The 19336-nt window shown below is 72.7% G+C and carries 17 protein-coding genes, 4 tRNA genes and 1 other RNA gene; 11 read left to right on the forward strand and 11 right to left on the reverse strand.

What is annotated here, in order from left to right; genetic code table 11:
* Positions 1-122: 122 nt before the first annotated feature.
* The 3 genes from purL to purS are packed head-to-tail and all read right to left on the reverse strand — an operon-like array spanning position 123 to position 3318.
* On the reverse strand, positions 123-2381 hold the full coding sequence (purL, locus tag AY578_RS15510) for a phosphoribosylformylglycinamidine synthase subunit PurL (RefSeq protein WP_258902798.1): 2259 nt from the start codon (positions 2379-2381) through the stop codon (positions 123-125).
* A complete protein-coding gene (purQ, locus tag AY578_RS15515; protein ID WP_028960519.1) occupies positions 2378-3058 on the reverse strand; it encodes a phosphoribosylformylglycinamidine synthase subunit PurQ in 681 nt (226 codons plus the stop codon). Before purQ ends, purL begins: the two co-directional genes overlap by 4 nt.
* Positions 3055-3318 carry a phosphoribosylformylglycinamidine synthase subunit PurS gene (purS, locus tag AY578_RS15520; RefSeq protein ID WP_006133353.1) on the reverse strand — a complete coding sequence of 88 codons (264 nt, stop codon included), beginning with the start codon at positions 3316-3318 and terminating at the stop codon, positions 3055-3057. The genes purQ and purS overlap by 4 nt, the downstream gene beginning before the upstream one ends.
* A 355-nt stretch (positions 3319-3673) precedes the next feature.
* Between purS and AY578_RS15525 the strand changes: the two genes are divergently transcribed.
* The 8 genes from AY578_RS15525 to AY578_RS15560 all read left to right on the forward strand — a co-directional run bounded on the left by AY578_RS15525 (position 3674) and on the right by AY578_RS15560 (position 8319).
* On the forward strand, positions 3674-3991 hold the full coding sequence (locus tag AY578_RS15525) for a histone-like nucleoid-structuring protein Lsr2 (RefSeq protein ID WP_006133354.1): 318 nt from the start codon (positions 3674-3676) through the stop codon (positions 3989-3991).
* Between the two features lie 180 nt (positions 3992-4171).
* Positions 4172-4243 (forward strand) — tRNA-Gly (locus AY578_RS15530).
* A gap of 80 nt (positions 4244-4323) precedes the next feature.
* Positions 4324-4396 (forward strand) — tRNA-Gly (locus AY578_RS15535).
* 147 nt (positions 4397-4543) lie between these two features.
* Positions 4544-5515 carry an ABC transporter ATP-binding protein gene (locus AY578_RS15540; RefSeq protein ID WP_258902803.1) on the forward strand — a complete coding sequence of 324 codons (972 nt, stop codon included), beginning with the start codon at positions 4544-4546 and terminating at the stop codon, positions 5513-5515.
* Complete coding sequence (locus tag AY578_RS15545) at positions 5512-6288, forward strand: ABC transporter permease (protein ID WP_019526546.1); 777 nt, start codon at positions 5512-5514, stop codon at positions 6286-6288. The genes AY578_RS15540 and AY578_RS15545 overlap by 4 nt, the downstream gene beginning before the upstream one ends.
* Before the next feature lie 80 nt (positions 6289-6368).
* Positions 6369-7607, forward strand: coding sequence for a sensor histidine kinase (locus AY578_RS15550; protein WP_161108302.1), 1239 nt, complete (start codon positions 6369-6371; stop codon positions 7605-7607).
* A complete protein-coding gene (locus AY578_RS15555; RefSeq protein ID WP_019526544.1) occupies positions 7604-8218 on the forward strand; it encodes a response regulator in 615 nt (204 codons plus the stop codon). The genes AY578_RS15550 and AY578_RS15555 overlap by 4 nt, the downstream gene beginning before the upstream one ends.
* Positions 8219-8243: 25 nt before the next feature.
* Positions 8244-8319, forward strand: a tRNA-Gly gene (locus AY578_RS15560).
* A gap of 102 nt (positions 8320-8421) precedes the next feature.
* Here the strand turns inward: AY578_RS15560 and AY578_RS15565 are convergent.
* From AY578_RS15565 to ffs, 7 genes are all read right to left on the reverse strand, one after another.
* On the reverse strand, positions 8422-9321 hold the full coding sequence (locus tag AY578_RS15565; protein ID WP_136239666.1) for a phosphoribosylaminoimidazolesuccinocarboxamide synthase: 900 nt from the start codon (positions 9319-9321) through the stop codon (positions 8422-8424).
* A 180-nt stretch (positions 9322-9501) separates the two neighbouring features.
* A complete protein-coding gene (locus AY578_RS15570) occupies positions 9502-10869 on the reverse strand; it encodes a N,N-dimethylformamidase beta subunit family domain-containing protein (protein WP_026244079.1) in 1368 nt (455 codons plus the stop codon).
* A gap of 138 nt (positions 10870-11007) precedes the next feature.
* A complete protein-coding gene (locus tag AY578_RS15575) occupies positions 11008-12759 on the reverse strand; it encodes a hypothetical protein (protein WP_258902810.1) in 1752 nt (583 codons plus the stop codon).
* A 275-nt stretch (positions 12760-13034) separates the two neighbouring features.
* Positions 13035-14288 (reverse strand): phosphoribosylamine--glycine ligase, encoded by a 1254-nt coding sequence (purD, locus tag AY578_RS15580; protein ID WP_019526540.1) that lies wholly within the window; start codon positions 14286-14288, stop codon positions 13035-13037.
* Between the two features lie 345 nt (positions 14289-14633).
* On the reverse strand, positions 14634-15011 hold the full coding sequence (locus AY578_RS15585; RefSeq protein ID WP_258902815.1) for a hypothetical protein: 378 nt from the start codon (positions 15009-15011) through the stop codon (positions 14634-14636).
* A gap of 80 nt (positions 15012-15091) precedes the next feature.
* A complete protein-coding gene (locus AY578_RS15590) occupies positions 15092-16804 on the reverse strand; it encodes a DNA polymerase III subunit gamma and tau (RefSeq protein WP_258902818.1) in 1713 nt (570 codons plus the stop codon).
* Positions 16805-16852: 48 nt separating this feature from the next.
* An RNA gene (ffs, locus tag AY578_RS15595) (signal recognition particle sRNA small type) lies at positions 16853-16951 on the reverse strand.
* Positions 16952-17023: 72 nt separating this feature from the next.
* Here ffs and AY578_RS15600 point away from each other — a divergent pair.
* From AY578_RS15600 to AY578_RS15610, 3 genes are all read left to right on the forward strand, one after another.
* Positions 17024-17111 (forward strand) — tRNA-Ser (locus AY578_RS15600).
* 216 nt (positions 17112-17327) lie between these two features.
* Positions 17328-17549, forward strand: coding sequence for a hypothetical protein (locus tag AY578_RS15605; protein ID WP_019527018.1), 222 nt, complete (start codon positions 17328-17330; stop codon positions 17547-17549).
* A gap of 337 nt (positions 17550-17886) precedes the next feature.
* Complete coding sequence (locus AY578_RS15610) at positions 17887-18282, forward strand: PH domain-containing protein (protein ID WP_258902819.1); 396 nt, start codon at positions 17887-17889, stop codon at positions 18280-18282.
* Here AY578_RS15610 and AY578_RS15615 read toward each other — a convergent pair.
* Positions 18260-19249 carry a translation initiation factor 2 gene (locus AY578_RS15615; protein WP_258902821.1) on the reverse strand — a complete coding sequence of 330 codons (990 nt, stop codon included), beginning with the start codon at positions 19247-19249 and terminating at the stop codon, positions 18260-18262. The genes AY578_RS15610 and AY578_RS15615 overlap by 23 nt on opposite strands.
* Positions 19250-19336 lie beyond the last annotated feature (87 nt).

Here is a 19336-nt window from a genome sequence, read left to right on the forward strand (position 1 = left end):
GCCACCGCTCCCCTGGATCCCCTCCGACAGCCCGTCGAAATTAGCAGCAGCGCGCGGGCGCACAGAACAGAGGCCCCGCACACACCGTGCGGGGCCTCTGCCGTGTCGTACTCCCGTGCCGGTCAGGCCAGCAGCGCCGGGATCGTCCCCTCGTGGGCCTCTCGCAGGTCGGTCAGGGGGAGGGAGAACTCGCCCTGGACCTCGACCGTGTCGCCGTCGACGACGCCGATGCGGGTGGCCGGGAGGCCGCGCGCACCGCACATGTCGTTGAAGCGGACCTCCTCCGAGCGCGGCACGGCGACGATCGCGCGGCCGGCCGACTCGGAGAACAGGAAGGTGAACGCGTCCAGCCCGTCGGGCACGACCAGACGCGCGCCCTTGCCGCCGAGCAGCGCCGACTCGACCACGGCCTGGATCAGACCGCCGTCGGACAGGTCGTGCGCGGAGTCGATCATGCCGTCGCGGGAGGCGGAGATCAGGATCTCGCCGAGCAGCCGCTCGCGCTCCAGGTCGACCTTCGGGGGCAGGCCGCCGAGGTGGTCGTGGATGACCTGGGACCAGGCCGAGCCGCCGAACTCCTCGCGGGTGTCGCCGAGCAGGTAGAGGAGCTGGCCCTCCTCCTGGAAGGCGGCCGGGGTGCGGCGGGCGACGTCGTCGATGACGCCGAGGACCGCCACGACCGGGGTCGGGTGGATGGCGGCCTCGCCGGTCTGGTTGTACAGGGAGACGTTGCCGCCGGTCACCGGCGTGCCGAGCTGCTGGCAGCCGTCCGCCAGACCGCGCACGGCCTCCGCGAACTGCCACATGACCGCCGGGTCCTCGGGGGAGCCGAAGTTCAGGCAGTCGGAGACGGCGAGGGGCTTCGCACCGGTCGTCGCCACGTTGCGGTAGGCCTCGGCGAGGGCCAGCTGCGCGCCCGTGTACGGGTCGAGCTTGGCGTAGCGGCCGTTGCCGTCGGTGGCGATCGCGACGCCGAGGCCGGACGCCTCGTCGATGCGGATCATGCCGGAGTCCTCGGGCTGGGCGAGGACCGTGTTGCCCTGCACGAAGTGGTCGTACTGCTGGGTGATCCACTGCTTGGACGCCTGGTTGGGCGAGGCGACCAGCTTGAGGACCTGGTCCTTCAGCTCCTCGCCCGACTGCGGGCGGGGCAGCTTGTCGGCGTCGTCCGCCTGCAGTTCGTCCTGCCAGGCGGGGCGGGCGTAGGGGCGCTCGTAGGTGGGGCCCTCGTGGGCGACCGTGCGCGGGTCGACGTCGACGATCTTCTCGCCGTGCCAGTAGATCTCCAGGCGGTCGCCGTCGGTCACCTCGCCGATGACGGTGGCGATGACGTCCCACTTGTCGCAGATCTCGAGGAAGCGGTCGACCTTGTCGGGCTCGACGACGGCGCACATGCGCTCCTGCGACTCGCTCATGAGGATCTCCTCGGGCGAGAGCGTGGAGTCGCGCAGCGGTACGTCGTCCAGCACGACGGTCATGCCGCCGGAACCGTTGGAGGCCAGCTCGGACGTGGCGCAGGACAGACCGGCCGCGCCGAGGTCCTGGATGCCGACGACGAGCTTCTCCTGGAAGGCCTCCAGGGTGCACTCGATGAGCAGCTTCTCCTGGAAGGGGTCGCCGACCTGCACCGCGGGGCGCTTCGACGGCTTGGCGTCGTCGAAGGTCTCGGAGGCGAGGATCGACGCGCCGCCGATGCCGTCGCCACCGGTGCGGGCCCCGTAGAGGATGACCTTGTTGCCGGCGCCGGACGCCTTGGCGAGGTGGATGTCCTCGTGCCGCATGACGCCGATGGCGCCCGCGTTGACCAGCGGGTTGCCCTGGTAGCAGGCGTCGAAGACGACCTCGCCGCCGATGTTGGGCAGGCCCAGGCAGTTGCCGTAGCCGCCGATGCCGGCGACCACGCCCGGCAGGACGCGCTTGGTGTCGGGGTGGTCGGCGGCGCCGAAGCGCAGGGGGTCGACCACGGCGACCGGGCGCGCGCCCATCGCGATGATGTCGCGCACGATGCCGCCGACGCCGGTGGCCGCGCCCTGGTAGGGCTCGACGTAGGAGGGGTGGTTGTGCGACTCGACCTTGAAGGTGACGGCGTAGCCCTGGCCGACGTCCACGACGCCCGCGTTCTCGCCGATGCCGACGAGCAGGGCGTCGGACTCGGGGGCCTTCTCGCCGAACTGGCGCAGGTGCACCTTGGAGGACTTGTACGAGCAGTGCTCGGACCACATGACGGAGTACATGGCGAGCTCGGCGCCGGTCGGGCGGCGGCCGAGGATCTCCACGACCCGCTCGTACTCGTCCTTCTTCAGGCCCAGCTCTGCCCAGGGCAGCGCGACGTCGGGGGTCGCGGCCGCGTGCTCGACCGTGTCCAGAGGAGCCTTGCTCATGCGTTGACCAGCTTCTTGAGGATCGACGTGAAGAAGGGCAGGCCGTCGGTACGGCCCGTACCGATCAGCGACTCGACGGCGTGCTCGGGGTGCGGCATGAGGCCGACGACGTTCCCGGCCGCGTTGGTGATGCCGGCGATGTCGTTGAGCGAGCCGTTCGGGTTGAAGTCGAGGTAGCGGAAGGCGACACGGCCCTCGGCCTCCAGCTCGTCCAGCGTCCGCTGATCGGCCACGTAGCGGCCGTCCATGTTCTTCAGCGGGATGTGGATCTCCTGGCCGGCCTCGTAGTCCGTGGTCCAGGCGGTGTCCGCGTTCTCCACCCGCAGCTTCTGGTCACGGCAGATGAAGTGCAGGTGGTCGTTGCCCAGCATGCCGCCGGGGAGCAGGTGCGCCTCGGTGAGGATCTGGAAGCCGTTGCAGATGCCGAGCACCGGAAGGCCGGCCTTGGCCTGGTCGATGACGGTGTCCATGACCGGCGAGAAGCGCGCGATGGCGCCGGCGCGCAGATAGTCGCCGTAACTGAAACCGCCGCAGAGCACCACGGCGTCGACCTGCTTGAGGTCCTTGTCCTTGTGCCAGAGGGCGACGGGTTCGGCACCCGCGACGCGGATCGCGCGCTGGGTGTCCCGGTCGTCGAGGCTGCCCGGGAAAGTGACGACGCCAATACGAGCGGTCACTTGGCCGCCTCCGCGACTTCCTCGACGCGGACGGTGAAGTCCTCGATCACGGTGTTGGCGAGGAAGGATTCGGCAAGATCATGGATACGGGCGAGCGCGGCCTCGTCGACCGGCCCGTCAACTTCCAGTTCGAATCGCTTTCCCTGACGGACGTCCGAGATCCCTTCGAAACCCAGACGCGGCAGTGCGCGCTGCACCGCCTGGCCCTGGGGGTCGAGGATCTCCGGCTTGAGCATGACGTCGACTACGACGCGTGCCACTGGCACTCCCGGTGTGTGGTGCTGAGCAGGTTCCTTCAGACTACCCGTACAAAATTTCTACGCGAGTAGAGTTGTAGGAAACTACGTGAGCGCCGTCACGATTCGGCATCGCGGGGAGACATGCTGGAAAAGATCCGGGAAAGATCCGCGTTCACCCGCACATCGCTATTGCGCCCGGACACGCGGGCAGATTTAGTCGGGCTTCCCATTGCATTGCCGGGCACTGTACAAATGAATTGTCATTAGCAGATACTTTGCCCGATTACAGGCGGACAGCCGACATCTCGGCGACCGTACCGGCACGTCGTCACGGACGTCCGGGCGGAAGAGGTGTCGCACGAAGGGACCGATATTCGTGGCGCAGAAGGTCGTGGTCACTCTCTTCGACGACATCGACGGCTCGGAAGCGGCGGAAACGATCGCCTTCGGGATCGACGGCACGTCGTACGAGATCGACCTGAACGAAACCAATGCCAGGAAACTGCGCGAGGCGCTCGAGCCCTACGTGGACGCCGGCCGCAAGCGCGCCCGCTCCGGCAAGGCCTACCGGCAGACCGAGGTCGCCCCGGACCCGGCGGCCGTGCGCGCCTGGGCCCAGGCGAACCGGATGGACGTCCCGGCCCGCGGCCGCATCCCCAAGAAGGTCTACGAGGCGTTCGCCGCGGCCCGCTGAACCGCACCCGGCCCCACACGTGAGGTCGCACCCGCGTGCGGGGCGGACCCCGCCCGGGTGACCCCGCCGACGGCCGGTCACCGGGCGCTCCGGGCAACCGACTTGCGCAGCCCCCCTGCTGATCAGCTAAAGTCTGGAGCACGCCGAGGGGCGAGGCCGAAAGGCCCGGTCCGAGGACATGCGGGTGTAGTTCAGTAGTAGAACATCCCCCTTCCAGGGGGAAGGCGCAGTGTGCAATTCCTGTCACCCGCTCTGCATCGCCTCACCAACCACTCTTGTGGATCAGGTAAGATGGTGCTCGCGCCGATCGGTGAGAGCCGGTCGGAGGCAATGCGGACGTAGCTCAGTTGGTAGAGCGCAACCTTGCCAAGGTTGAGGTCGCGAGTTCGAGCCTCGTCGTCCGCTCGGGAACAAGACCCCGGTCCCTAGGACCGGGGTCTTTTCGTGCGCCCGCTTCAAGAAGGCCTCTCCGTACGGCCATCTGACATTTGTCATGTCCGGTGATGACACCGCGCACTGCCGAGTCCCTCCGTCCACCGCGAAGCTCGAGGCATGGAAACGAACGGACTTGAGCACGTGATCGAGGTCACAGGGCTGCGACGCGTCTACGGGGGCGGGTTCGAAGCCGTGCGCGGGATCGACTTCTCCGTGCGACGCGGGGAGATCTTCGCCCTGCTGGGCACCAACGGCGCGGGCAAGACCTCCACCGTCGAACTCCTCGAAGGACTGGCCCCGCCGGCCGGCGGACGCGTACGGGTCCTCGGCCACGACCCCTACACCGAGCGCGCCGCCGTACGGCACCGCACCGGCGTGATGCTCCAGGAGGGCGGCTTCCCCTCCGAACTGACCGTCGCCGAGACCGCCCGCATGTGGGCGGGCTGCGTCAGCGGCGCCCGCCCCGAGCGGGAGGTCCTCGACATGGTCGGCCTCGGCTCCAGGACGGACGTCCGGGTCAAGCAGCTGTCCGGCGGCCAGCGCCGCCGCCTCGACCTGGCGCTCGCGCTGCTCGGCGACCCCGAGGTGCTGTTCCTCGACGAGCCGACCACCGGACTCGACGCCGAAGGCCGCCACGACACCTGGGAGTTGGTCGGCGCCCTGCGCGACGCCGGCACCACCGTGCTGCTCACCACGCACTACCTGGAGGAGGCCGAGAACCTCGCCGACCGGCTCGCGATCATGCACGACGGGCGGATCGCCGTCACCGGCACCCCGGCCGAGGTCACCGCGTCGGAGCCGTCCCGGATCACCTTCGACCTGCCCGACGGCTACCACCTGGGCGACCTCCCGCCGCTCGGTCCGATGGGCGTGAGCGACCAAACCGTGGACGGCCGCACCGTCCGGCTGCGCACCCACGAGCTGCAGCACTCGGCCACCGAGCTGCTCGTGTGGGCGCGGACCGCAGGCGTCGAACTGCGCCGGCTCGACGTGCGCTCGGCCTCCCTGGAGGAGGCCTTCCTCACCATCGCCAAGGACGCCTCGGCCCCCGCGCCGCACGGCGCGACCACCGAGGAGTACGCGGCATGAGCACCACCACGACCACCCCGGCCGGCCGGATGACGTCCCTGGCCCGGGCCGAGATGACCCTGCTGGGACGCAGCAAGGGCACCCTCTTCGCCGCCCTGTTCGTGCCGCTGGTCCTGCCGCTCAGCGTGCGCTCCGCCGCCGAGGAGATGGACCTCGCGGAGGCCGGGCTCACCACCGGCGAGCTCGTCCTGCCCGCCGCCGTCGGCTTCTCACTGCTGTTCGCCGTGTACTCCTCGCTCGTCGGCGTCTACGTCGTCCGGCGCGAGGAACTGGTGCTGAAGCGGCTGCGCACCGGCGAGCTGCGGGACGCGGAGATCCTCGCCGGGTCCGCGCTGCCGGCCGTCCTCACCGGTCTTGCGCAGTGCCTGCTGCTGATCACCGGCTGCACCGTGCTGCTCGACCTGTCCGCGCCCTCCGCGCCCCATCTGGCCGTCCTCGGGCTGCTGCTGGGCCTCGTGATCAGCGCGGCGCTCGCCGCCGTCACCGCGAGCTGGACGCGCACCGGCGAGAGCGCCCAGGTCACGCCCATGCCGCTGCTGATCGTGTCGATGCTGGGCTCCGGAATGTTCGTCCCGCTGGAGCTGTTCCCGGACCGTCTGGCGTCCGTCTGCGAGCTGCTGCCGCTGACCCCGGTCGTCAGCCTGGTGCGCGGCGGCTGGACCGGCGGCCTCACGGCCGGGGAGACCCTCCAGGCCCTCACGGTCGCCCTCGCCTGGACCGCCCTCGCGGTGTTTGCTGTACGGCGGCGGTTCCGCTGGGAGCCGCGGCGCTGAGGCGCATGACGCAGGGGTGGCACCCCGCGCCGCGACGACAGGGTGCGGCGGCAGGACATCGGTACGGACAGGAGCGGCGGATGGGCGGCCCGGGAGGCTGGTGGCGGCGCAAGAGCACGCCCGCGAAGGTCGAGACGTACACGCGGTGGTCGTTCCACCTCATCGCGCTGTCCGAGCCGACGGTGATCGCCGTGACCGCCTTCGGCCAGCTGGATGCGCGTGTCGGGCTGCTCGTGATGGTGCCGGTCGCGGCGCACGTGGCGCTGGCCATGGTGACCGCCTCCCGCGCCCTGGACTGGACGGTCGGCCGGCGTCCCCAGCCGCTGCGGCTGCTGTGGGCGCTCGGCGCCGCGACCGCCGTGGTCGCGACGGCCGCCGTCGTCCACGGCAGGCACGGCCCCGGCGGGGGCGGGGAGGAGACCGGCGCCGTCATGGGCGCGGTCTTCGGCACCACGCTCAGCTACGGCGTCGGTCTGACGGCCCTCGGCCTGAAGGACCGGCGGCGCGTCGGGCTGCTCGTCGCCGGGTTCGGGGCGGGCGCGGGCCTGGTGGCCTGGGCGGCCGGCATGCCCGCCCTCACCGCGCTGGCCACGGCCGCGTTCGTGACGGCCGCGAGCGCCTTCTTCGCCGCCACCTCCGCCTTCTCGATCTGGCTGCTCAACGCCGTTTACACCCTCGACGAGGCGCGCGAGACCCGGGCCCGGCTCGCGGTCGCCGAGGAACGGCTGCGGTTCGGGCGGGACCTGCACGACGTGATGGGCAGGAACCTCGCCGTGATCGCGCTGAAGAGCGAGCTGGCCGTCCAGCTCGCCCGGCGTGAACGGCCCGAGGCGGTCGAGCAGATGATCGAGGTGCAGCGCATCGCCCAGGAGACCCAGCGGGAGGTGCGCGAGGTGGTGCGCGGCTACCGCCGGGCCGACCTGGAGACCGAACTCCACGGCGCCCAAGGCGTGCTGCGCGCGGCCGGGATCGACTGCGAGGTCGGCGGCGACACCGACGGGCTGCCCGCCGAGGTGCAGTCCGCGCTGGGCTGGGTCGTACGGGAGGCGACCACCAATGTGCTGCGGCACGGCGACGCGAGGAAGTGCACCGTCACGGTGCTGAGGCCGGAGGGGCGTGTGGTGCTGACGGTGCGGAACGACGGGGCGACCACCCCGCACGGGTCGTCCCGTACGGGCGGAACGGGGCTGGCCGGGCTGCGGGAGCGGCTGTCCGCCGTGGACGGCACGCTGGACGCCGGGGAGACCGGCGACGGCGAGTTCCGGCTCGTCGCCGAGGTCCCGCTGACCGCACGGCCCGTGGCGGAGGTCGCGTCGTGACCGGTGTGGTGCGGCTGCTGCTCGCCGACGACGAGCATCTGATCCGCGGGGCGCTGGCCGCCCTGCTGTCCCTGGAGGACGACCTCCTGGTGGTCGCCGAGGCCGCGTCCGGCCCGGAGGCCCTGGCGATGGCCCGGGCGCACGCCCCTGACGTCGCCGTGCTCGACCTCCAGATGCCCGGCGCGGACGGTGTGAAGGTCGCCACAGCCCTGCGGGCGGAGCTGCCGGACTGCCAGGTGCTGATCGTGACCGGACACGGGCGCCCGGGCCATCTGAAGCGGGCGCTCGCGGCGGGCGTGCGGGGGTTCGTGCCCAAGACCGTCAGCGCCCAGCGGCTCGCGGAGATCATCCGCACCGTGCACGGGGGAAACCGCTACGTCGACCCCGAGTTGGCCGCCGACGCGATCGCCGCGGGCGACTCCCCGCTGACCGCGCGCGAGGCGGAGGTGCTGGAGCTGGCGGCGGACGGGGCGCCCGTGGCGGAGATCGCGGAGCGGGCCCGGCTGTCCCAGGGCACCGTGCGGAACTATCTCTCCTCCGCCGTCTCGAAGCTCGGCGCGGAGAACCGCCACACCGCGGTGCGTCTCGCCCGCGAGCGCGGTTGGGTATAGTGGTGCTCGCGCCACGGCGCAGCAGGCGAACGTAGCTCAGTTGGTAGAGCGCAACCTTGCCAAGGTTGAGGTCGCGAGTTCGAACCTCGTCGTTCGCTCCAGAGGACGAAGGCCCCGGTCAGTGACCGGGGCCTTCGTCGTATGCACGTGCCGCCGTACGGTCCCCGGGGCCGGAGGTGTGTCCCCCGGCCCCGGCCCGTGCGTCAGCTCCAGGTGGTGCCCGTCAGACGCTCGTACGCCTCGATGTACTTCGCCCGCGTGGCGTCCACGACGTGCTGCGGCAGCGGCGGCGGGGGCTGCTCGCTCTTGCGGTCCCAGCCCGACTCGCCCGAGGTGAGCCAGTCGCGCACGAACTGCTTGTCGTACGACGGCTGCGGGCGACCCGGCTCCCACTCCTCGGCCGGCCAGAAGCGGGACGAGTCCGGGGTGAGCACCTCGTCCGCGATGACCAGCTCGTCCCCGTCGAAACCGAACTCGAACTTGGTGTCCGCGAGGATGATGCCCCGGTCACGCGCGATGTCCCGGGCGCGGGAGTAGGCGGCGAGGGTCGCCTGGCGCAGTTGGGCGGCGGTCTCCGCGCCGACCTGGCGGGCGACCTCCTCGTAGGAGACGTTCTCGTCGTGCTCGCCGACGGCGGCCTTGGTGGCCGGGGTGAAGATCGGGGCGGGCAGCTCGGAGCCGTCGACCAGGCCCTCGGGCAGCGCCAGTCCGCAGACCGTCCGGCTCTCGTTGTACTCGGCGAGGCCCGACCCGGTGAGGTAGCCGCGGGCCACGCACTCCACCGGCACCATGTTGAGCGACTTGCACACCAGGGTGCGGCCCGCCCAGTCGGCGGGGGCGCCCTCGGGGAGGTCGGTGCTCAGCACATGGTTGGGGAGCAGGTCCGCGAGCTGGTCGAACCACCACAGGGAGAGCTGGGTGAGCACCCGGCCCTTGTCCGGGATCTCCGTGGGCAGCACCCAGTCGTAGGCGGAGATGCGGTCGCTGGCGACCATCACGAGGTCGCCCGCCTCGTTCCGGTACAGCTCGCGCACCTTGCCGGTGTGCAGATGCACCAGGCCCGGAACCTGGATCGGCTCGGGCTTGTCGACGAATCCGGACACGGTTCCTCCGCGTGGTTGAACAGAAGGGACGCCCGCAGCGCTCCCCGGCTCCCGCGCAAGCTCCCGGAAGGGCGGTGCCGGGAGGGGGCCGGACGGTACGTCGATTCTCCCGTATGTGCGGACGGGACGGCGGTCGGGGTGGTGCGGGCGGGTCGGACGGGCGCGGTCCCGCGCGCCCCGTCAGTCGCGTTTGCAGATGCGGTCGAGCAGGTTGGCGGTGGCCCGCTGGACGCGAGGGTCGGCGTGCCCCGGCCGGTCCAGTGCCGGGGACCAGGCGAGCGTGCCCGAGGCGAACACCCAGGCGCCGGACGGCGCGCGGTACAGGGACGTCTCCTGGTGGCGCCGGGCGTCCTGCCGGTCGCCGTACGGGGAGTGCGCGAGCAGGATCCGCTCGTCGTGGGCGGGCAGCGGGGTGCGCGGGTAGTAGCGGTCGGCCCCGCCCGCGACCAGGCCGTCGATGACGTCGCCCTCGTGCGCGCCGGTCCCCTCCCACAGCCAGTGCCCGGCGTTGCGCACGATCAGCGGGCGCGGCCTGGGCACCGGGCCGGCGTACTGGATGCCGAGCAGGAGCTGCTCCGCCCGGTCGTGCTCCCGCCACAGCGCCGGTCCGGACTGGCCCCGGCGCCTGCCGCAGGTCAGCAGGCCGTCGGGGCCGGAGGGCGCGGGTGCCAGTTCGATCTGCCGGTGCAGGGTGCGGGCGGAGAGGAACACCAGCGAGGTGCCGTGGTCGCGGGCGCGTTCCACGGCCGTGCGCATCTCCGCGGTCCAGTACTCGTCCGGTCCGGGGAAGACCAGGCCCCGGTGGCGGGCCGGGTCGACACGGCCGGCGTGCAGGTCGCGGGCGGTGGCGTAGGCGAGGTCGTAGCCGTAGCGCTCGGCCCAGCGGATCACGTCGTAGGCGTGCCCGGCGTGCGGCGGGAGCCCGTCGCCCGCGTAGGGGCGGTCGAAGGTGACGGTGGTGACCGGGTCGGCCGCCTCGTCCTCGTCGTGGGCGGGGGCGAGGCTCGCGCCGGTGCTGCCGTCCGCCGCCGGGTACGGGTTGTAGGCCTGCCAGGTGAGGTCCGGCAGCACCAGCAGCAGGTCGGCCGGGCGGTCGTCCCGCACGGTGAACGGGACGTGCGCGCGGTGCCGCCCGTCCTCCGTGGCCAGCACGGCGACGTACGCGCCGGCGCTCCAGTACGCCGGGACCGGCAGCCGCCAGGACAGCCACCAGTGGTGACAGGAGACGGTGCGTCCGGCGGTGAGCGGCGGGAGCTGCGCCGTGCCCTGGAGGCGGGGGCTGGTGGTCATCTCGGTGGCGCCCCGGCCGTCGTGGTGGCCGATGCGGTGGACCGTGACGCGGAACGGGCGGGGCGGGTCGACGGTGACGTGGAGGTCGACCGAGTCGCCGGGGGCCACGGCGGAGGGCGAGGCGAAGCCTTCGATGCGGCCGTCGGTGTCCTGAGGGGGCCGGGCCGGCCAGGGGAAGGTCACGGGGGCGAAGGGCTCGCTGCTGCCGTCGGGTGCCGGTGACCCTGTCGCTTCGTGGCGTACTCGCTCCGGTCGCATGACCGTTCCCCCTCCCCTGAGCATGAACGGCCCCAGCACATCACATTCCGCGCGGGTGCCGTCACCGTTCGTCGTGTGTGCGTTGAAGTGGAGGAATGCGCTCCGGACGGACGCCTGTGACAGGTCCGGGGAAGGGAATCAGGCGAGGCGTACGGGCTTCTCCGGGCGTATGCCCTGCCGGGTGAGCCAGTCGCGCAGGCCCGAGGGGTCGCCGTCCTCGATGAGGGTCAGCACCTGGGGCGGGAGGTCCGTGGCGCGGGCGCCGCCGACGAGGAGCGTGGGGCCGTCGAGCCAGTCGAGGCCGGGGACGGCCCCGACGGTGTCCATGGCCGCGCAGCAGACCATCGCGGTGATGTGGTCGGCGAGCAGCTCACGTCCCGTGCGGGGCGGCTGGAGGGGGAAGAGAGGGAGCGCGCGGTCGTCGCGGAGGGGGTCGGGATCGGCCGCGGCACCCTGCGGACCCGCGGGTACGGCGGCCGCTGCGGCCTCCTCGCGGGCCAGCTCGGCCGTGAGGCGGGCGGCGAGGGCGGCGCTGTGGGCGGTGCCTCCGGTCAGGTCGTCCTCGTCCGGGGCGAGGGCGTCGGCGGCGGACACGGGTGGCGGGGGCAGGTCCGGCGCGGAGGTCAGGTGGGTCAGGACGCGGGCGAGGGTGGGGCCGTCGGGGGCCTGGGTCTCCTCGTCGGCGGGCGGTACGCGCAGGGCGTCGAGTATCCGGTGGAGACGGGCGGCGTCCGTACGCCACTTGCGGTCGACGACCTCCTCCGGATAGTCGCCCCAGTGGACCGGCGACCAGTCGGGTCCGGTCTCCGCCGGGCCGCCGTGGAAGAGGCGGGCGGCGAGCAGGGAGGTGGCCTCGTCGACCGCGCCGGGCTCCTCGAGCAGGTCACAGGCGGGACGCTCCCCGAGCCGGGAGGCGAACCCCTCGGCGAGCCGGTCACGCCGGGACAGCTCGGTGAGGGCGGCGACCACGCCCGCGTTGAGCCGCGCGGGCCAGCGGCCCATCCGCCAGGCGGGCAGCGCCACCCGGGTCAGCAGCCGGTCCCAGCCCGCGTAGGCGAGGCCGACCTGCTCCTGGGCGACGATCCGCAGTCCGTAGTCCACGGCCTTGGCGCGCTCGGCCGCGGCGGCGGCGACCCCGCGCTCCATCTCGGCCGCGTGCACCCGGCTGCCGTGCAGCAGCAGGCGGGCCACCCGGCCGACCCCGGCGAGCACCGCGCGGAACACCGGCCCGCGGTCCGGAGCCGACGTCACCGCGACCGCGGCGTCCAGGCCCCGGACGAAGCGCCGGGCGGCGGCTATGTCCGGGTGCGCCGACGGTCCCGTCCCGGCGACGACCGGGGCGAGCAGGGCGCGCAGCTCGGCCACCCGCATCCACCACAGAAACGGCGACCCGATGACCAGCACGGGCGCGGCGGCCACGCGGCGCGAGGGCCGGCCCGCGTGGGCCACGTCGCCGTGGTCCTCGGGCGGCGGGGGCGCGTGCGCCGGGTGCGTGCGGTCCTCCAGCCAGCTGTCGCAGTCCGGGGTGAGCGCTATCGCGGAGGGCGCGGGGACGCCGAGGCGGTCGGCGAGGTCCCGCACCATCCGGTACAGGTCCGGGGCCGCCTCCTCGGCGATCGGCACGGTGGGGCTGACGGCGGGCCGGGCGCGGGCGACGACCAGGGCGACACCGGCGGCGAGCAGCAGCACCAGCACGGCGAGGGGCGTGACGATCCGGCGGGCGAGATCCCAGCCGGGGCCGGTCAAGTGTCCGGTGGACCCGCCGGCCAGGAGGATTACCGCAGCGGCGGCGGGCAGCAGCGCGACGGCCAGCGCCCGGCTGCGGACGCGCAGCACGGCCAGCGCGCGGGCCCGGGCGCCCTGCTCTCTCCCCGCACCGCTCATGCTCATGGCCCGCCCTCACCCCCTCCCGGCGCCTGACACAGTCCTGGCTTGCCCATGCCCCCACTGTGGCACCCGCCTCTGACATCGCAATGCCGATGGGCCAAGTGCCGGAACGCTTGCGCGGCACCCTAGTTGGGGCCCCGGCCTCCGTCAGCCGGATGGCACATCGCTCACTCGATGGAATGGCTTTGGGGAGAGGTGGTCGACGGACGGCAAGGGTCAGGCCCCGAATCCGGGAGGGATTCGGGGCCTGCGGTGACCTTGGGCGTCCGGCGGGCCGCCTACGCGTCCTCCGCCGCCTTCTTCGCGATGTCCGTGCGGTGCTGGGAGCCGTCGAGGCGGATGCGGGAGACGGCGCGGTAGGCGCGGTCGCGGGCCTCGGTGAGGTCCTTGCCTGTGGCCGTCACGGACAGCACGCGCCCGCCCGCGCTGACGACGGTGTCGCCCTCCAGCTTGGTCCCGGCGTGCAGGACGTACGCGTGCGGGGCATCCTGGGCGGCGACCTCGTCGAGACCGGTGACGGGGTCTCCGGTGCGCGGGGTGCCGGGGTAGTTGTGCGAGGCGACGACCACGGTGACCGCGGCGTCGTCGCTCCAGCGGATCGGCTCCAGGTGGGCGAGGTTGCCGGTGGCGGCGGCCATCAACAGGCCGGCCAGCGGGGTCTTCAGCCGGGCCAGGACCACCTGGGTCTCGGGGTCGCCGAACCGGGCGTTGAACTCGATCACGCGCACACCGCGCGAGGTGATCGCCAGACCGGCGTAGAGCAGACCGGAGAACGGCGTGCCGCGGCGGCGCATCTCGTCCACGGTCGGCTGGAGCACCGTCTGGAGGACCTCGTCGACCAGCTTGGGGTCGGCCCAGGGCAGCGGGGAGTACGCGCCCATGCCGCCGGTGTTGGGGCCCTCGTCGCCGTCCAGGGCGCGCTTGAAGTCCTGCGCCGGCTGGAGGGGCACCACGGCCTCGCCGTCGGTGATCGCGAAGAGGGAGACCTCGGGGCCGTCGAGGAACTCCTCGACGACGACGCGCTCACATGCGGCGGCGTGCGCGCGGGCGGCCTCGAGGTCGTCGGTGACGACGACGCCCTTGCCGGCCGCGAGCCCGTCGTCCTTCACGACGTACGGGGCGCCGAAGGCCTTGAGGGCCGCGTCGGTCTCGTCCGGGGTGGTGCAGACGTAGGAGCGGGCGGTGGGCACGCCGGCCGCCGCCATCACGTCCTTCGCGAAAGCCTTGGAGCCCTCGAGCCGCGCTGCCTCCTTGGAGGGGCCGAAGACGGGGATGCCCGCCTCGCGCACGGCGTCGGCGACCCCGGCGACCAGGGGCGCCTCGGGGCCGACCACCACGAGGTCCGCGCCCAGGCGCCGGGCCAGCGCGGACACGGCGGCGCCGTCGAGGGCGTCGACCTGGTGCAGCTCGGCGACCTCGGCGATGCCGGCGTTGCCGGGCGCGCAGTGCAGCGCCGTGACATCGGGGTCGAGGGACAGGGAGTGGCACAGGGCGTGTTCGCGGGCGCCGCTGCCGATGACGAGGACCTTCACGGGGGTCAGCCTAACGGCAGCCGGCGGGCGGCCTTTGTGCGGGCTTCCGAAGGGGCGGGGAGGGTGCGGTTGTACGTTCCTCCGAACGGGCTGGTCAGGGGCTGCCCGGGTGGCTCCGGGCCGAGGGCCGGACGCCGGCGGCACCTGGTGGCCCCCGGGACGAGGTCCGGACGACGGCGCCCGGTTGCCGGGCCTCCAAGGGGGCAGCACGGCGGGGACACCGGCTGCCCGGAGCCGAGCCCCGGGCACCGGCACCCCAGTCACCGGGACCTTGAAGAGCCCGCACGACGGCACACCAGGCTGCCCGGGGCCGGCACCCGGGCACCGGCGCCCCGCCGATCGTGCCTACTCGTTCGTGAACTCCTCGACGACCGTCGCGCCCAGTTCGCGGACGAGGAGCTCCTGCCCGGAGAGGGCGGACTCGTCGAGGTCGGGGTCGTCGTCCTCCGGGATGTCGTCCTCGGGCGAGACCGGGGACGGCGGCTCCGGGGCGGCGGGCCGGGAGGGGGCCGCCGGGGCGGGAGCGGGGGGTGCGGCGGACGGGGACGTGGGGGCGGACGCCTGGGGGGCGGGGGGGCGTCGGGTGTCGCTCGGCCGCTGGGGCGCCGCCGCCCGGTGCGCCGTAGCCGCCGCACCGCTGCTGCGGCCGCCGGACGGTCCGCCGCCGGCCGGACGGGCGGAGCCGCCACCGCCGGACGGGTCGACGACCGCCTCGATCTTCACTGCACGTTGAACTGCTCGGTCAGCGCCTGACGCAGCACGTCCTCGCTGCCGCTGCTGACGAAGTTGTCGCGGCGCCGCGTTCACGAAGCCGAGCTGGAGGGTCGTGCCGTCGAGCCGGTCACCTGGGCGTTCTGGCTGAGCAGATCCAGGTGAAGCGGCGGCGGTTCTTGACCGTCTCCAGGATGTTCGGCCAGAGCATGCGGGGGTCGAGCCCGCCGCCTGCGCCGCTGGGGCGCCGAGGTGCGGACGGCCGCGGGCGACGGGCCGTGGGCTGCGGCGATGGGCGGGCTGCTCGCGCCGCGCCCGCGGAGCGGCCGTGGCCAGCCGCCAGGCCGCCGGCCGCGCCCGCGCCGCCTCCGCCCGCGGGTGTGGCGGTGGGCCAGGCACCGGGCGGAGGTGCGGCGCCGGAGGTGTCTGAGGGCGGCCGGGGGGGTGGGCGCTGCGCCTCGGTCGGCCGCCGGGGCCGTGGGCGCGGGCGCCGCCTGCGCCCGTACGGCGGCCCGGGCCGCGGCGGGACCGCCGCCGGGCTCGACGACGTGGTTCGGGGCCGGAGCGGCGGCCCCCTGGTGGGCCTCAGGACCGGGGACGTACCCCATGGCGGGCACACCCGCGGCGGCGCCGCCCGCCGAGAACTGCACCCCGCGCTCGATGCGGTCGAGCCGTGCCATGAGCGAGCGCTCGTCGCCGTACGCGGCGGGCAGCAGCACGCGCGCGCAGATCAGCTCCAGCTGGAGCCGGGGCGAGGTGGCGCCGCGCATCTCGGTGAGGCCCGCGTTGACGATGTCGGCGGCGCGGCCGAGCTCGGCGGGTCCGAACGTGCCGGCCTGCGCCTGCATGCGTTCGAGGACGTCGGCGGGGGCGTCGATGAGGCCCTTGTCGGCGGCGTCGGGGACGGCGGCGAGGATGACGAGGTCGCGCAGCCGCTCCAGCAGGTCGGCGACGAAGCGACGGGGGTCGTTGCCGCCCTCGATCACCCGGTCGACGACCTCGAAGGCGGCGGCGCCGTCACCGGTGGCGAAGGCCTCGACGACGGAGTCGAGCAGCGAGCCGTCCGTGTAGCCGAGCAGGGAGGTGGCCATGGCATACGTCACACCCTCCTCCCCGGCGCCCGCGAGCAGCTGGTCCATGACGGACATCGAGTCACGCACGGAACCGGCGCCGGCGCGCACCACGAGCGGGAGCACGCCCTCCTCGACGGCGATGCCCTCCTTCTGGCACACCTCGCCGAGGTACTCGCGGAGGGTGCCGGGCGGGACCAGCCGGAACGGGTAGTGGTGCGTGCGCGACCGGATCGTCCCGATGACCTTCTCGGGCTCGGTGGTCGCGAAGATGAACTTCAGATGCTCCGGCGGCTCCTCGACGACCTTCAGCAGCGCGTTGAAGCCGGCCGACGTGACCATGTGGGCCTCGTCGATGATGTAGATCTTGTACCGGCTGGACGCGGGCCCGAAGAACGCCTTCTCGCGCAGGTCACGGGCGTCGTCCACGCCACCGTGGGACGCGGCGTCGATCTCGATGACGTCGATCGAACCGGGGCCGTTGCGCGCGAGGTCACGGCAGGACTGGCAGGTGCCGCACGGGGTGGGCGTGGGTCCCTGCTCGCAGTTCAGGCACCGCGCGAGGATCCGCGCACTGGTCGTCTTGCCGCAGCCGCGGGGTCCGCTGAACAGGTACGCGTGGTTGACCCGGTTGTTCCGCAGCGCCTGCTGCAGCGGGTCGGTGACATGCTCCTGCCCGATGACCTCGGCGAAGGACTCGGGTCGGTAGCGGCGGTACAGCGCGAGAGACGACACGTCTACGAGGTTATAGGTGAGCGCCGACAACCGGACCGGCCGCCGGAGAACGCAAGCGCCCCCCACGCACCCGCCAGAGCCGACCTACCCTTGCTGCCTTCCGGCCCTGGGGGAGTTCAGTCAGATAGCGCCGCGTGAGGGGCTACGCAGAGGCTACCTCATCCACCGGGGCGGGAACGAGTTCGCGAGCACTCCTCTCGGTCATGTAATGTTTCCGGCGGAGGATTCGCCTAGAGGCCTAGGGCGCACGCTTGGAAAGCGTGTTGGGGGCAACCCCTCACGAGTTCGAATCTCGTATCCTCCGCCAGTGCCTCACCGGGCACGAAGTCGAAGGGCCCCACCGTTCGCGGTGGGGCCCTTGGACGTTGTCGGCATCTGCCCCGCAGCGCGTGACCCCCGTCACATACACGGAGGACACCCGTATCCGCACCACCCCAGGTCAGCGGCCATGGCGCGCTCGCCGCCGCCGAGCTCTGTGCGCACGGACACAGCGGGCGGGGCCCGCGGAGGCGCATACTGAGACATGACTAAGCCCGCGGCACCCAAGCGTCATCTGCCCACCAGCCCCTTCAAGGTCCCGGTCGCACCGGCCCCCAAGCACTTCGACACGGGGGACCAGGTCACCCACGACGTGTACGGCCTCGGCCGGGTGGTCGGCATCGAGGACGGAGTCGCGGCACTCGTGGATTTCGGCTCGACGCAGATGCGGATCCTGAGCCCGTACCCCAAGATGACCAAGCTCTAGAAACACCGTGCCCGGTCAGGGCATGCCAGGCCCGCTCAGCGGCCTGCAAGGAAAGGCAGACCTCTCATCGACTCCACATCGCTGTTCTCGGCCCCGGAAGGGCAGACACACAGCTCCGCCGCCTCGCCCCGTCCGACGACACAGCCCTTCCAGGCCCCGGACTTCGGCGAGGACGAGACCTTCTGGGCCGAGGACGCACAGCAGCCCGCCCAGGACCCGAAGGCGCGGCGGCCCAAGTCCGCCTAGCGGGGTGTACCGGCCCGGCAGCGTCGCGCACCTGAACACTGCCGTGGTCCGGACAAGCCTCCGCATGTGAGGCGATGGCACGCTCCCCCGCATGAGCAGCGTGCCTGACGTGACGTGCCGTACCCGGTCGAAGCGGCTCCCGTGGTTCTTCGTCGGAGCCGGCGCGGCCGGGCTGGTCCTGGCCGTCGCCCGTCTGGCGATGACGGGCGGGGTCCCCGACGTGTGGGTCCTCGCGGGCGTCGTTCTCCTCCCGCTGGGCGTGGGAGGCGCGTACGCCGCTGCCGTCCGCGTCCACGCCGACGCGGACGGACTGTCGTACCGCACGCTGCTGCGCCGCCGCCGTGCGCGGTGGGAGGACGTCGCGGACGTACGGGTGTACGTGCAGCACCTGCGTCACGGCGACACGCACCGCGTCGGAGAGGCGGACACCGGCCGGGGAGAGCCGGGCCGTCGCCGCCCGTCCGTCACAGGCCGCGGTCCCTCGTGACCTTCTGTTCCGCCTCCTCCACGAGGAACCGTGCCGCCGGGTCACCGCCCGCGCTGCGGACGGCGCCCCGTACCAGGGCGAGGTAGAAAAGCGTCGGCGCACACGGAGTCCAGTACTCCTCCGGTTCGTCCGCGATGAAGCCCAGGACCGACTCCGGATTCGCGTCGACGAACTCGAAGCGGTCGTGTTCCCACTTGTCGGTGACTCCGCGCGTCCACCTGAGACGCAGCGTCGGCTCGTCGAGCTCGGGCGCCACCGCGCGGAAGAACGCCGCCCACTGATGGTTGACGACGTCGAGCCCCAGACCGAGCAGCTCGATGTCGGGCGCGTCCCCGTCGTACACGGCGAGTTCCTCGAGGAGGGCACGGCGTGCGACCGCGTGAAGACTGACCGGGCTCCCGTCCGCCGGCAGATCGTGTTGCCGGGCGAGCCCCTCGTTGGCCGAGGAGTTCCAGCGTGCCCTGTTCGGTCCGGCGACCTGGCCACTGCGCCGGGAGAACAGCATCTTGCCGTCCCTGCCGGTCTCCAGCGCCACATTGACGCCGAAGCTGCAGTTCATCCAGGACGGCGCGTCGACCGGGTCGCTGCCCTCGAGGTACTGCTCGCGCAGGGTGAAGCCGTTCTTCTGCCGGCGGTCCAGGTTGAGGGAGGTGGTGAGAAAGTCGAAGTAGTCGGCGTCCCGGAGCGCGAGAGAGACCACGGGAACCTCGGCGAGGTGCGTCCGGGTCACCACGACCCGCTCGACCGCGAACCGCGCGTTGTTCCACCGGTGCGGCAGACCGGCGGCCTCCTTGCGCTCCTCCTCCGCCTCGATCGCACGCCGCCATCCCGCGATCTCCTCCGGGAACTGCACCCGCTCCGGCGTGTACTTGATGTGGACGTTGTCCTCGTCGATCGCCTGGACTCCGTCGCCCTCGAACAGATGACAGTCCGTCGCCCGGCCAACCACGGTGAATCTGTCACGCATCGCCAACTCCACTGGTAAACAAGCTGTGGTGGACACTCACGGGGGGTGCTGTCGAAGCTCATGGTACGGAGCAGCACGCAAGGGCGA

It is taken from the genome of Streptomyces thermocarboxydus (genome assembly GCF_024760485.1).
Lineage (GTDB): Bacteria > Actinomycetota > Actinomycetes > Streptomycetales > Streptomycetaceae > Streptomyces > Streptomyces cellulosae.